Source organism: Paenibacillus sp. FSL R5-0486, assembly GCF_037975155.1.
Taxonomy (GTDB): domain Bacteria; phylum Bacillota; class Bacilli; order Paenibacillales; family Paenibacillaceae; genus Paenibacillus; species Paenibacillus amylolyticus.
Genome location: NZ_CP150237.1, coordinates 5,323,364 through 5,335,947, shown reverse-complemented (window position 1 = coordinate 5,335,947; position 12,584 = coordinate 5,323,364). Strand labels below are relative to the sequence as shown.

Below are 12,584 nucleotides of genomic sequence, written 5' to 3'. Positions count from 1 at the left end.
TTTTTATACTGTTCGTTATGCTTAATTATGGTATTGTTGTAAATATAAATTAATAGAATGTCGGAAAGGGGAAACGTAAAGTTATGATTAGCTCTATAGGTATTGCAGGTATTATAACGCTATTAATTTTCTTTATTATGATTGGTCTTGTATTATATCTGGTTTTCTATCTTGTGATGAAGAGGTCTGGCGTCAAAGAGGAAGTATCCGCATTAAGGATGGAAGTACGAGTGTTACAAGAGGAAGTAGAGCGGAACAGGCGGGAATTGGAAAATATGAAGCGTCGATAACCTTTACATCACTAGTTTTGGATACGCGGAATGGTGTGGGTACAGCAGTAGGAGAGGACAGGGGCTCTACGCCCCCACCTACTCAATACAACGTGAAACCGCTCATTTCAGTCTTTGTACGCCATGGATACTAAAACTATTTCTTGGCAAAAAAACTAAGGGTTCCAGTACTTTCATCTGCACTCACAAACAGGCTGCGTCCGTTAACACGATGAATTCCCTCTGGTGATTCTCCAGCTGTAGGAATCAGACCCAGGTAGTCCGGATTGACCGGATCAGCAAGATCAAAGAACAAAATGGCATCTGCCCGTTCAGAAGCTACGGCTGCATACGTAGTGCCGTCTACAGTAGCAACGGTCAGGTTCTCGACTTCGCTGCCTTTGTTGGGACTGCGATCATCCGGATACAAGCCGACCATAGCGGTTGCCTCGTCAATGAGATTCTGACTATCGTACATCCGCTGGCCTTGCAGATTCCAGACAGCGATATTACGTCCGCCTGCTTTTACACCATCCTCAAATTCATTCTTGCCTAAGTCCCCTTCATTGGCTGTCAGCAGGTATTTACCATCTGCCGAGAAAGCAATCCCATCCGGTTCATAACGAGCGGTCAACGTCTCTTTAAACTGAACGATACCGTCATCCTTCAGATCTGCTTGATGTGAAGTAGTACCGAGCGCGAAGATCGAGCTGATTTTTTTTGTCTCCAGATTTACGATGGCAACGACATTGTTTTCCTGTAGCGTGATGGCTGCTGTTTTGTTATCTGGACTAATGGCAACATACTCTGGTTGTGGATCATGCGGATAGATGGCGCCTTCTACATTGTCCAGAGATACTGGCAAGTTGGTGATTTCACCCTCCAATACGTTCCCGCCAGCAAAAGATACTACCATAATGCTACCCGGACGTTTGGTGTTGGCATAGTCAATTTCATCCGCAGCTTTATTCAGCTCCTCATCCTCTATCGCGATCACCGCATGCAGACCGTCAGGTGACAGTGCAATCGAGTCAGGACCAATGCCCAGTTCATACGTTTTGACGGTTTTGTAGGTTGCCAGATCCACAATGGCAAGTAACCCTTTGTTTGCTTCACTGTCCGTATCCCCTGTGCGAATAACTGCAAGACCATATTTGCCATCTTTGGACACGGTTACGCTTGTGACTTCAGCTTTGGCGGAGAGGTCATGGAAGCTGACCGTCTTTAATACGTTAATATTTTTCAGATCAGCAATATCCAGTATGGCAATGCTACCATTGTCTGCTTCGGTTACGAGCAGGCGCTGTCCATCTGGCGTAGAGGCTGATATTTCTGCTTTGCCACCAGGCATCTGAAACGATGCGGTCTGTTCAAAACCGGTTTTATTTTGTTTCAGGATCAGTTGATCCGTAATTAATTTTAGCGTTTGGGAAGATACATACGTTGTACCTTTGGTGATGTAGCTTTTACTGTCCAGAGGAGTTTTCACACCGTTGATGGTGACTGATGAAGTTCCTATAGGAAGTTGTACTTTAGTATCTGCGATCTGGATATCAACACTGCGACTGCTTCCGTTCCATGTGACCGTACCCTGCATATTTTGGATGGCTGTGCGCAGTACGACATGATCGTTGGTGGTTTTAGTTGCGTCAGCGGCATGAATCATTGATGTGTAGCTGGTTGCTCCTGCAGTAAGAATGGCAGTCATCGACAGAACGGCAAGCCATTGATTTCTCTTTTTCAATGTTCCAGATCCCCTTTATCGTTTCGTGTGTAATGAGTTGTACAATTGTTTTAGTATAGGGAGCTTATGTTAAGGAGATGTAAGAGAAGTCTGTGATTTGTGTAAAAGGTTAGATAAGAGATATTTTTCCTAATTGGATATGTAAGTTAGTGTATAAAATGATGTTGCCACATGAAGAAAAAAGCAGACGTGAACCTTCATATATATAGGACTGGTCGAACGGGCGAAAATACGCTAGAATTATAATTGATAATCATTATCAATCAATTCAGACTTTCTTTACTGACAAGTCTGATCAAGATATAGGCGAGGTGAATACCCATGCGCACGGATGATGCATTAGGCGTAGTATATCAGCATTACCTGACCCAGGAGCCTTACAGTCAGCAAGATGAACACACGTATCTGCTCTCTCCCAAGGCGGGAAGTGGCAATATTAAAAGAGTAACGACATACAGTGGCATTGAGATTTTATATTCCCAGGTTGAATATCATCAGCCGTATCCAACGTATTTTGCATCCGAAACGCCCATTGTGGAATTGCAATTTGCCTTGTCAGGAGAGCGAAATGTGGATATATCCGGTCAGGATTATTCATTATCGATAGGGCAAGGGGCCCTTATTTTTATGCATGATTTCGAAGCGTGGTTCCATCCTCCGGCAAGGGAACTGTATACGTCCTTTTCGCTGGGGATTCCGGTTTCTCTGTTCAATTATGCTGCGGCGCAACTGGGCGGTTTCAAGTCGATTGCGTTTAATCAGGTGTTAGGGCGAAAAGTGTTCAAGCCGATTGTATTTCAATTGGATAACCGGATACGAACGATGATTGACAGTCTGATTGTGGAATTAAACAACAGTTATCGATCATCCTTAATGATGGAAGCGACAGCCTTGGAGATCTTGAATCGATTTATGATCCAATTGTTTGATCTGGCGCCAATTCCCGCGGGATTCTCCAGAGAGGACATCCGGAAGTTACATACGGCACGGGAGATTATGGAGGCTTGTATGGTAGATCCTCCATCTTTGCTAGCATTGTCCAGACAAGTAGGTCTTAACGATTTTAAATTAAAAAAAGGATTCAAGGCACTTTTCGGAAGCACGGTGTTCGAATATTTGCGTCAGGTTCGTCTCGACAACGCCATGAAGTTGCTGCGCAATCAGGATAACAACGTCACCGAGGCCGCGATTGCGGTCGGTTACAGCAATGTCAGTGCCTTTTCGCAGCAATTTTATCGCAAATTCGGCGTGAAGCCCTCAGAGATGAAAAAAATTTATTAAATAATCCGGCTTGCCGTGAATTGTTCCGTATAGAGGCAGTGGGGATTCATTCAGCCTTGTATACTCCAGGTACAGTGGGTACTGTACTGAAATATAGAGGAGTGTATAAACATGAATAGAATCAGAGGAAGTATTTTTTTTAGCGTATTTGCAGCCATGTTGGGTCTGATGCTGATTGCACCCATTATGCCACCACTTATTCGCGAGTTGGGCATGAAAGAAAGCCATTCCGGTCTTATTATCTCGCTTGGGTCCATTATGATGGCTGTCATGGCTCCGGTATGGGGCAGATGGAGTGATATAAGAGGAAGAAAACCAATTATATTGATTGGATTCATAGGTATGTCCGTGAGCTGTGCATTATTTGCACTGGCATTGTACGGGGGATTAAATGCATGGATCGGAGGGGGGCTCCTGTTAACCCTTCTGATTGTGACGCGCAGTCTGATCGGCATGTTCATTCCGGCAGTGCTGTCTTCTGCCCAAGCCTATATGGGTGATGTGACAGAAGGGGAAGAGCGGGGAAGTGGAATGGCGATTATCAGTGCTGCGAATGGACTTGGCCTTGTATTTGGACCTGCGATTGCAGGAGCTTTTACCCTTATCGGTCTGCTCTGGCCGCTTTATTTTGGCATTTTTATAGCGATAGCTGCGTTTATTATTGCCTTGTTGTTAATTCCGTCAGCCAAACCGGTCATTCAGGCAAAACCGCCTAAAGTCAACCCGTTCCAACGTGGTTTACGAATGTACCTTGCTGCCGGCTTAGTCACGATGATGGGTATCATGACACTACAGGTTGTCGGGGGATTTTATTTTCAGGATCAACTGGCTCTATCCTCAGCGGCGACGGCCCGAATGGTTTCGTTTGGACTCATGTTCTCTGGAGTAGCGATGTTGATCATGCAGGTCATTCAGATGAAATGGTTGAAATGGCAGCCACGCCCAATGATTTTGCTCGGGTCCCTTTTCCTGATCGCAAGCATGATCCTGTTTTTGGTCTTTAATGTGTTATCCATGTATTATTTCTCGTTTTTCCTGTTTGGCATGGGTTCAGGTCTGATGATGCCCGGGTTCATGGCAGGTGCTTCGCTGGCAGTTAGCAAAGAACAGCAGGGAGGGGCAGCGGGATTGGTAGCAGCGATTCAGGGGATATCTGCCGTCATTACGCCTTTACTTACAACGACACTTTATCAGGTGGACAAACATGTTCCATTTATGCTCGTAGCTGTTCTGGTTGTCTTGCTGGCAATCATGATGCTGGGAATGAGGAAGAATGAATCCAATACTGTAGCGGACCCCACTCATTCGTTATAGTCAGACAAAGTCAGAAGATCAAATAAGGTCAAAATAAAAGAAAAAAGGATCTATTTTAAAATAGTGAACCATGATGAAAGAAAATCGTTTTTTTTCGTCTTTTACGGACTTTGAGCCTTATTTGCACGGGTATTATAATAATCAATGTAAGCAACACCAATAAACCAACCACACAAAAGGAGCTGATTTTCATGTTTGATCTGATTCCGTTTCGTAAACGAAATGAAGACCCGTTCGGACACATGTTGAAATCCTTCAATGACATGGTTGAGAACTCATTCCTTTCCCCTTTTGGAACTGGCTCCCAGCCATTCCGGACCGACATTCGTGAGGAAGAAGACAAATATTCGGTAGAAGCCGAGCTTCCGGGCATTGCCAAAGAGGATATAGACATTCAGGTTCAAGGTAATGAATTGATTATTCGTGCCAAACGCAATGATATAGTGGAGCAGAAGGATGACTCCAATCGAATCATACGGCAGGAGCGCCGTTCCGGCGAGTTTATCCGGCGATTCTATGTTGATCATATTGATGAGGAGCACATTAAGGCCAAATTGGAAGAAGGTGTGCTGAAGCTCGAGATTCCAAAACGTCCTGGTGATGATCAATCTCGCAGACGCATTCAAATTGACTAATATACAGTGAAAAAAATAGTTTCCTAACACGGCAAAAAGCATGCAGGAGACATCCATAAGGATGTTTTCTGCATGCTTTATTTTTCATATGAATTGGACGATGCATAACTGACTATCCGTTGTGCTGGTACCGAGTTATTTCTCTGCTGTTGCTTGCATCAGGGCATATATCTTACGTGTGGTATTCACATTTCTAACCGTCATATAGGCATATACTTTGGATCCCACAAGCTTGTTCATGCCACTTTTGGATGCATCTTCTCTGCTGACTGAATATAAAATCGCTCCAGGAACATAGATCAGTGTACCAATTTCCGGTTTGATGGGCAGCTGGTCCAGCACGGAGGGCTCATTGATCTCATCCCAGAGGAACATCACATCACTTTTGGCTGTGTCATCATTAACCCATTCTTCTGGCAGCGCCTGAATAACGGATTGAATTTCATCCATATTCCGCACCATTACCCTGATCTGTAAGCCAAAATCGGCGGCGATGGCCTGCTCTAACACATGGGATATCTCCACATTCGCATTGGCACGTTCCTGATGATCGGCAAAAATAATATTGCCAGAATTGATGTAGGTAACGACATCCAGCATGCCTGCTTGTTCAAACGTTTCTTTCAGCTGTTTCATATTGATTTTATTGTTCCCGCCTACATTTATGCCCCGCAACAAGGCTACATAGATCATATGGACGCCCCTCCAATTCCTTCAATTCACCGTTTTAACAAAATGACAGATACTCGAAAAGATGAGCGGTATATTCTTCTCCCAACAGATCTTGCAATAAAGGTTCCACTTGCTCCAGATACTCGGGCTTGGTTTCATAGGTTTCTTCATCTTTTACTTCTCCGGCATAGGTGCGCGCCGCTTCAATCAGGATGGCTAGTGCACTGAAAAAGTCTGATAGTGAATCAGCAACACGGTTTGGTTCTCCACCTGTAAAAGCGGCATATACGGGAGAGTTTGGTGCTTCCACATCTACAATTAACGGATCATCGTTAAAGTTTGCGATGACAACGTGATTTTTTGGCCAAGTGGAGGACTCCTCATAAGGTTCATTCATGCCAATCCAGCGGAATCCCAGTTGCTGACGAAGCAGATGTTCAGGTGCGACAAAGGAAATGAGCGCTGCATCACCGATTTCGACGGCGGCATTTTTCATTTTGAGTGTACCTTCCGCATCCGCATCCATCATTTCATAATGACTGTACAGATACTGAAGTTCTGGAGAAAGAGCTATTCGTGTATCCACTTCCGGCTGGTGATGTTGTTCGCGTGGACGCAGATCATGATTTTTGAAAAGTCCATAAGCTTCATTATATAAATCCTGCTGTTCCACCAAACGGCTCAAGGCCGCATCCAGTTGTTGCATGATGTCTGAGTCCTCCTAATAACATTGATATAATAACAGGCCGATTCGTTTGATTCTTGGCTATAAGCATTATACTATATCAAAGATAAATTCAAAAAAAAATTTGAATACGTTTACATTAATGAGTGGACATGATATACTTTCACTCAAATAAGGATTGTTACTGCTTCGGGCAGGCAAAACCTGAACATCACTATGCGTGGACTTTGTTCCATTCATAATGTTGTTCGGGTTTTTTTGCATTCTACGGTCCATATTAAGGATAGAAAAACAGAGGACGTACTTATTTCCAACCCAACTAACATCACGCTGTACAGAAGAAAGGGGAGCATTATGAACAAGAGAAAATGGTTAAACGGTTTTGCCGCAGGTTGTCTCAGTATCATCCTGGTGATTAGTGGATGCGCATCCAAAGCGCCACAAACCGCGAGTGACACACCAAATCAGGCGACAGAGCAGACAGAGAATGAAACCCAGGAACCTGCAAACAACCAAGCTGCCAAAGGCAGAACGGTGATTACAACCGACGGTGAAGTGGATGATATGAACTCCGTCATTCGTTTCCTCTTATATTCGAATGAGATGGACCTTGCCGGAATTGTACTGACCAGCTCGGTGTATCATTATGCTGGAGACGAGGAAGCAGGGATCAAGCCGTTCCGCTGGACAGGCACACAGTGGGTGTACGATATGATCGATGCCTATGGCGAGATCTACCCGAACTTATCCAAACATGCGGATGGGTACCCGGAGCCGGAACAGCTTCGAGCGATGACCAAGATCGGTAATATTTCCGATAAAGGGGAGATGGAGAAGGAAACCGAAGGTTCCGAGTTCCTCGAAACTCTTTTCCTCGATGATGACTCCCGAGACCTGATTGTTCAGACATGGGGGGGCACCAATACCACAGCCAGAGCGCTAAAATCGATTGAAGAACAGTACAAAGATACGGCCGAGTGGGATACGATTCGCAAAAAAGTCAGTGACAAACTGGTCCTGTACATCATCCTCGATCAGGATGACAGCTACAACGAATACATTGCGAAGAATTGGCCGGATATCCGCATTCTCAACGACCAATCGAACTTCTGGCATTTTGCCTATGCATGGAAGATGCATGCCGAAGAAGTGAACAGTAAGCTTCATGGCGACTGGATGGTCAAGAATATTCTGAACGGACATGGCAAGCTGATGGATATGTATGCATCGATGGGTGATGGTAAAATGATCGAAGGCGAACTAGCCGAAGAACAACGGGGAAGTGCTGAGTATCTGAAGAACAATCCACAATATGACAAGTACGATTTTATATCTGAGGGTGACTCTCCTTCCTTCTTTTATCTGATTGATAATGGGCTGCGCAGTATGGAAGACCCTTCCTACGGCGGTTGGGGTGGACGCTTTGGAGTTGTGAACGACAAGCTGTTTAGAAACAATGTGCTTGATTACGATCCGTACACCAAACGCTATGAAGCCGAATACTCTCTGATGAGATGGTTTGACGATGTGCAGGATGATTTTGCAGCACGTGCAGACTGGGCAGTTGCAGACACTTACGAAGGTGCCAACCATAATCCGTCTTTAACGATTAAGGAAGGGGTGGATCTTAGTGTTAGTCCTGGGGAGGAAGTTACTCTTCACGCGGAGGGTAAAGACCCGGATGGAGATCAACTGACCTATACGTGGTGGAGATATTTCGAAGCGGACACTTATGAGGATTCCAAAGTAACACCGAACAAAGTTCAGCCTGAAATGGCGGGTGACCTGCAACTTGGATTGCATCGTGAACTTGTCAAGGATGAGCAGGTGGATACGATAAAATTACAGGGCAGTGACACCGAAGCGGTGACATTTACCGTTCCTGACGATGCCAAATCGGGTGATACCCTTCATATCGTTGCCGAAGTACAGGATGATGGAGAGCACCAGTTGAAGCATTATCAACGTGTGATCCTAACTGTGAAATAAAGAAATAGAGGGGCTATCCCAAAAGTCATCAACATGGCTGGTGGGATGCCCCTCTTATTTTTGTAGTCTGATCGTAATTAATCCGTTAACGCTGGATGCCTGACCAGAAGACATTCCAGGTGATTGCCAAAGCTTGTTCATAGGATTGCCGTGTCTCATACACGAGCTGTACATCCAATCCATCCATCACGGTGACAAAAGCTAGGGTGGCTTCTTCCGGACTCAGGCGTATATCGGAATGTCTGGTAAATACGGCTGCCAGCTCTTCCTTCAGTGTCCCGAGGTACGTTCGATACTGGGCTAGCACAAAATCATGCACCTCCAGCGGTGTGATAAAAGACAAGATATACATAAAAGCAACGTTTGGATGAGTCAGAAAGCGATTTTTGTGTTCATGCAAAAAGGCATATAGCTGCTGATCCAAAGTTTGGGTAACAGACTCGCTGAAGAATTGGCGTACAAACTGTTGTTCCTCCTGCACAACTTCCTCATATAACTCCAGCAATAATGCTTTTTTGGATGAATAATGATAAGCCAGGGATTGCTTGCGAATGCCTGCCTCTTCGGCAATCTGCGCCATCTTGGTCCCCTCGTAACCCAGACGATTAAAATGTTGAATGGCAATTTCTTTGATTCGTTTTTTACTCAATGTCTACCTCCAGTTGGCGAACTGTATACCTCTGCTGTTTTTGGGAGTATACCAAATATAACAAGATATATACCACAAAAATGCCTATAGAGATAGCATACACCACCGTATAGGAAAATGCAGAAGCCACAACGCCCAGGATCAACGAACCACCGCCAATTCCGAGGTCAAAGAAGTTAAAGAAGGAAGCCATCGCACTTTCGTGCTCATGTTCTTCTACAAGATTCACACACCAGGTCTGAATCGCCGGGAATATGGCACCAAAACCAAAGCCGTATAACGCACCGGCGATCAGGAATTGCACATCACTCTGGGCGATAATCAGAACCAGTAGCCCCGCGATTGCAAACACGGCAGAAGGTAACAACACGGAACCTGGTCCCCATCGATCAAACATTTTCCCCGAAAACAGTCGAACGGCGAAGCTGGCGATGGCAACGATGAAGAAAAACCAGGCTATATTCTCGAACCCTCTTTCGGCGGCAAATAAAGCCACAAAGGACATGATTGAACCCGCTGCAATGCCAACGAGCATAATGAGAAGGGAAGGGAAGAGTACCTTCTTTTCAATCAGTTTCACCGAAGGGACATGAGTTTGCATAGACTCGCTACTACCTACTGTTTTCGGCTTTCTGGATACAAACACTGTCATTAGGAGAGCTAACAGCAAAATGCACATACCTCCCATAAACAGGCTCTGGTAGTCGTACCTAAACAACAGGCTTGTTCCAATCAATGGACCGATGGATATAGCGACCGTCTCCCCTACACCGAAATACCCCATACCTTCTCCCCGGCGATCTCTTGGTATGTTTTCAGTGGCAATCGTTGCAAAATATGTCGTTGCCAAACCAAATCCGAATCCGTGGATCACTCGAAATACAAGAATCATCCAAATACCTGACGATAGGTAGTATGCGCCTGTCATTAATGCACAGATAGTGATGCCGATAATCAATAGATATTTTTTATCTATTTGAGCTGCTAAAACAGAAGTGAAGGGTCGAATCAAGATGGCAGAAAACATAAATACGCCGGTAACAAGCCCAATTTGGGAGGCTTCGCCACCAAGACTTGAGACAAACAAAGGCAAGGTGGGAAGCAACATTTCAAATGCCATAAACAATAATGCGTTGGCTAACATGATAAATAGGAATGATCTTCCCCAGAGTTGCTGAGGTGTAGAGCTATGTGTTGAAGTACTCATGGTTTTCCTCCGTAATATTGATCTCAGTCGCGCGACATGTTGAACTGATTTTACCTGACGATGGTCAGATTGTAAAGCGCATATTCAGAGCAGGGGTTCATGATTTTTTGATGGGTGAGAGAAGTTATTAATTATTTTTAATTCATATCCCAACATTTTCCGGTATAATAACCAGATAAAATGATTCAAGTGAATACTACCTCGGAGAGGTGATATGTAATGACGGTTGATATACTTGTAAGAAATAATGTTAAGGTACTTGGCTCGGGTAGCCAAACGATTGTATTTGCTCATGGTTTTGGATGTGATCAGGATATGTGGCGTTACATTATTCCAGGTTTTATGGAGAACTACCGTGTGGTGTTATTTGATTATGTTGGATCTGGCGAATCTCAAATTAACTATTATGATGCTATCAAATATAACAACCTTCAAGGATATGCCCAGGATGTGCTGGAAGTTATGGAAGCGCTCGAACTAAAGGACACCATATTTGTCGGGCATTCCGTCAGTAGTATGATTGGTATGCTGGCATCGATTCAGAACCCCAAATATTTCAAAAAAATTATAATGTTAGGGCCCTCCCCACGTTACGTGAATGATCTGCCGAATTATTATGGAGGTTTCGATCGGAATGATATCGATGAATTACTTGAGATGATGCAGATGAATTTTATTGGGTGGGCGAGTTATCTGGCACCCATTGTGATGAACAATCCGGAACGGAAAGAGCTGACGGAAGAGTTGGAGAAAAGCTTCTGCTCCAGAGATCCGCATATTGCGAGACAATTTGCCGAAGTGACGTTTTTATCTGACTGTCGTATTGATCTGGAGCAGGCAACTGTGCCAACATTAATTCTTCAGTGCTCGGATGACAGCATTGCCCCGGTAGAAGTAGGGGATTATTTACACGCTCATCTGAAGAATAGCCGATTGCAACAGATGACGGCCAAGGGACATTATCCGCATCTAAGTCAACCGGAAGAAACCATCCGAATGATTAAGGATTATTTAACGAGCGCATAAAACGCGGAAGAAAGGCAGTTATTCCATGGATATACAATTAGATCTGGCTCCCTGTGGATACTTCTCTATCTCTGATTCGGGCGTCGTACAGTCGATTAATCAAACTATGCTTACGATGCTTGGATATGAACGCGATGAGCTCATAGGGCAACATATTGAATCCACCATGTCGGTAAGCAACAAGGTGTTTTTCCATACGTATTTCTATCCCTACATCCAGTTATATGGACATGTGGACGAGATGTACTTCACGTTCCGTACCCGTGATCAACAGGCTGTTCCTGTTCTGCTTAACGGTGTTCGTCAGACACGTAACGGGGAAAGCGTGGTAGATTGTGTCGTTGTAGTCATGCGTAAGCGAATCGAACATGAGAAGGATATTTTGCATACCAAAACGAAGCTACAGGAGCTGTATCAAGCGACGCAAGAAGCGAACAAAGAGCTTGAACGACTGCATGAGGAATATAAAATTAAAGAGCAGGCGTTAATCAAAGTGAATGATCAATTGGAGACACTGGCCTCCACCGACTTGTTGACAGGATTGAAGAACCGCAGGTTTTTCCAGGAAAAAATGCTTGAAAGAGTAATGATGTTCCGTGAAAAACAACGTTATTTCTCCCTGCTGGTTGTGGACATTGATCATTTCAAAAGCATTAATGATACGTACGGACATCCGATCGGAGATCTGGTGCTCGGCAATCTGGCAGGGCTGCTGCAAACGGTATCGCGAAGTACGGATGTGGTTGCACGTTACGGTGGAGAGGAATTTGTTGTCATTCTTCCAGATTGTGAAGAGGAGCAGGCGATCGGTATTGCAGAACGATATCGTTCACAGGTTGCTTCAGCCGACTGGGGTGAATATAACATTACTGTGAGTATCGGTGCGGCCACTGTAGTAGAGGAAGATACGGAAAAGTCCTTGTTCCAAAGAGCGGACAACGCCCTGTATGCCTCCAAAACCGGAGGACGAAACCGGGTGACACATGCAGCTCAGATAGTAAAAAGTTAAGAATTGGATTGCATCAAAAGAAAGCAATAAGGAGCCTGTGCATGATGAGGGAGATGATCCCACATGCACAGGCTCCTTTTATTTGCGTGAAACAGATTGACTAC

Annotated in this window: 12 protein-coding genes; 7 read left to right on the top strand and 5 right to left on the bottom strand. The window is 44.6% G+C overall.

Going from position 1 to position 12,584, the window contains the following annotated elements; genetic code table 11:
* Positions 1-83: 83 nt before the first annotated feature.
* A complete protein-coding gene (locus tag MKY01_RS23710; protein ID WP_036668655.1) occupies positions 84-290 on the top strand; it encodes a hypothetical protein in 207 nt (68 codons plus the stop codon).
* Between the two features lie 136 nt (positions 291-426).
* On the opposite strand, the gene MKY01_RS23705 is transcribed toward MKY01_RS23710, so the two are convergent.
* Positions 427-2,013 (bottom strand): stalk domain-containing protein, encoded by a 1,587-nt coding sequence (locus MKY01_RS23705; RefSeq protein WP_339283821.1) that lies wholly within the window; start codon positions 2,011-2,013, stop codon positions 427-429.
* 321 nt (positions 2,014-2,334) lie between these two features.
* Between MKY01_RS23705 and MKY01_RS23700 the strand changes: the two genes are divergently transcribed.
* The 3 genes from MKY01_RS23700 to MKY01_RS23690 all read left to right on the top strand — a co-directional run bounded on the left by MKY01_RS23700 (position 2,335) and on the right by MKY01_RS23690 (position 5,243).
* Positions 2,335-3,294 carry an AraC family transcriptional regulator gene (locus MKY01_RS23700; RefSeq protein WP_036617408.1) on the top strand — a complete coding sequence of 320 codons (960 nt, stop codon included), beginning with the start codon at positions 2,335-2,337 and terminating at the stop codon, positions 3,292-3,294.
* Positions 3,295-3,405: 111 nt separating this feature from the next.
* Positions 3,406-4,608: an MFS transporter gene (locus MKY01_RS23695; RefSeq protein ID WP_339283819.1), complete on the top strand. Its 1,203-nt coding sequence runs from the start codon at positions 3,406-3,408 to the stop codon at positions 4,606-4,608.
* A gap of 191 nt (positions 4,609-4,799) precedes the next feature.
* Complete coding sequence (locus tag MKY01_RS23690; protein WP_036617413.1) at positions 4,800-5,243, top strand: Hsp20/alpha crystallin family protein; 444 nt, start codon at positions 4,800-4,802, stop codon at positions 5,241-5,243.
* 135 nt (positions 5,244-5,378) lie between these two features.
* Here MKY01_RS23690 and MKY01_RS23685 read toward each other — a convergent pair whose 3' ends face one another.
* The gene (locus MKY01_RS23685; RefSeq protein ID WP_339283816.1) at positions 5,379-5,936 is read right to left on the bottom strand and encodes a DUF1697 domain-containing protein; all 558 of its coding nucleotides are present in this window, start codon (positions 5,934-5,936) and stop codon (positions 5,379-5,381) included.
* A 34-nt stretch (positions 5,937-5,970) separates the two neighbouring features.
* Positions 5,971-6,621 (bottom strand): hypothetical protein, encoded by a 651-nt coding sequence (locus MKY01_RS23680; protein WP_076318787.1) that lies wholly within the window; start codon positions 6,619-6,621, stop codon positions 5,971-5,973.
* Positions 6,622-6,954: 333 nt separating this feature from the next.
* Between MKY01_RS23680 and MKY01_RS23675 the strand changes: the two genes are divergently transcribed.
* Entirely contained in the window at positions 6,955-8,589 is a 1,635-nt protein-coding gene (locus MKY01_RS23675) for a nucleoside hydrolase-like domain-containing protein (protein WP_339283814.1), read from the top strand.
* A gap of 85 nt (positions 8,590-8,674) precedes the next feature.
* Here MKY01_RS23675 and MKY01_RS23670 read toward each other — a convergent pair whose 3' ends face one another.
* Positions 8,675-9,238, bottom strand: a complete 564-nt coding sequence (locus MKY01_RS23670) for a TetR/AcrR family transcriptional regulator (protein ID WP_339283812.1) — start codon at positions 9,236-9,238, stop codon at positions 8,675-8,677.
* Positions 9,231-10,445 carry an MFS transporter gene (locus tag MKY01_RS23665; RefSeq protein WP_339283810.1) on the bottom strand — a complete coding sequence of 405 codons (1,215 nt, stop codon included), beginning with the start codon at positions 10,443-10,445 and terminating at the stop codon, positions 9,231-9,233. Before MKY01_RS23665 ends, MKY01_RS23670 begins: the two co-directional genes overlap by 8 nt.
* Positions 10,446-10,664: 219 nt before the next feature.
* On the opposite strand from MKY01_RS23665, the gene MKY01_RS23660 reads away from it, so the two are divergent.
* Positions 10,665-11,471: an alpha/beta hydrolase gene (locus MKY01_RS23660; RefSeq protein WP_211080908.1), complete on the top strand. Its 807-nt coding sequence runs from the start codon at positions 10,665-10,667 to the stop codon at positions 11,469-11,471.
* Between the two features lie 25 nt (positions 11,472-11,496).
* Positions 11,497-12,480 carry a sensor domain-containing diguanylate cyclase gene (locus MKY01_RS23655; RefSeq protein WP_339283808.1) on the top strand — a complete coding sequence of 328 codons (984 nt, stop codon included), beginning with the start codon at positions 11,497-11,499 and terminating at the stop codon, positions 12,478-12,480.
* The last annotated feature ends 104 nt before the right edge of the window (positions 12,481-12,584 follow it).

What these genes read in the sequence shown, in the direction of transcription:
- MKY01_RS23695 (WP_339283819.1), top strand. Translation starts at nt 3,406, where the DNA reads ATGAATAGAATCAGAGGAAGTATTTTTTTTAGCGTATTTGCAGCCATG.
- MKY01_RS23655 (WP_339283808.1), top strand. Translation starts at nt 11,497, where the DNA reads ATGGATATACAATTAGATCTGGCTCCCTGTGGATACTTCTCTATCTCT.
- MKY01_RS23690 (WP_036617413.1), top strand. Translation starts at nt 4,800, where the DNA reads ATGTTTGATCTGATTCCGTTTCGTAAACGAAATGAAGACCCGTTCGGA.
- MKY01_RS23675 (WP_339283814.1), top strand. Translation starts at nt 6,955, where the DNA reads ATGAACAAGAGAAAATGGTTAAACGGTTTTGCCGCAGGTTGTCTCAGT.
- MKY01_RS23665 (WP_339283810.1), bottom strand. Translation starts at nt 10,445, where the DNA reads ATGAGTACTTCAACACATAGCTCTACACCTCAGCAACTCTGGGGAAGA.
- MKY01_RS23710 (WP_036668655.1), top strand. Translation starts at nt 84, where the DNA reads ATGATTAGCTCTATAGGTATTGCAGGTATTATAACGCTATTAATTTTC.
- MKY01_RS23685 (WP_339283816.1), bottom strand. Translation starts at nt 5,936, where the DNA reads ATGATCTATGTAGCCTTGTTGCGGGGCATAAATGTAGGCGGGAACAAT.
- MKY01_RS23680 (WP_076318787.1), bottom strand. Translation starts at nt 6,621, where the DNA reads ATGCAACAACTGGATGCGGCCTTGAGCCGTTTGGTGGAACAGCAGGAT.
- MKY01_RS23660 (WP_211080908.1), top strand. Translation starts at nt 10,665, where the DNA reads ATGACGGTTGATATACTTGTAAGAAATAATGTTAAGGTACTTGGCTCG.
- MKY01_RS23700 (WP_036617408.1), top strand. Translation starts at nt 2,335, where the DNA reads ATGCGCACGGATGATGCATTAGGCGTAGTATATCAGCATTACCTGACC.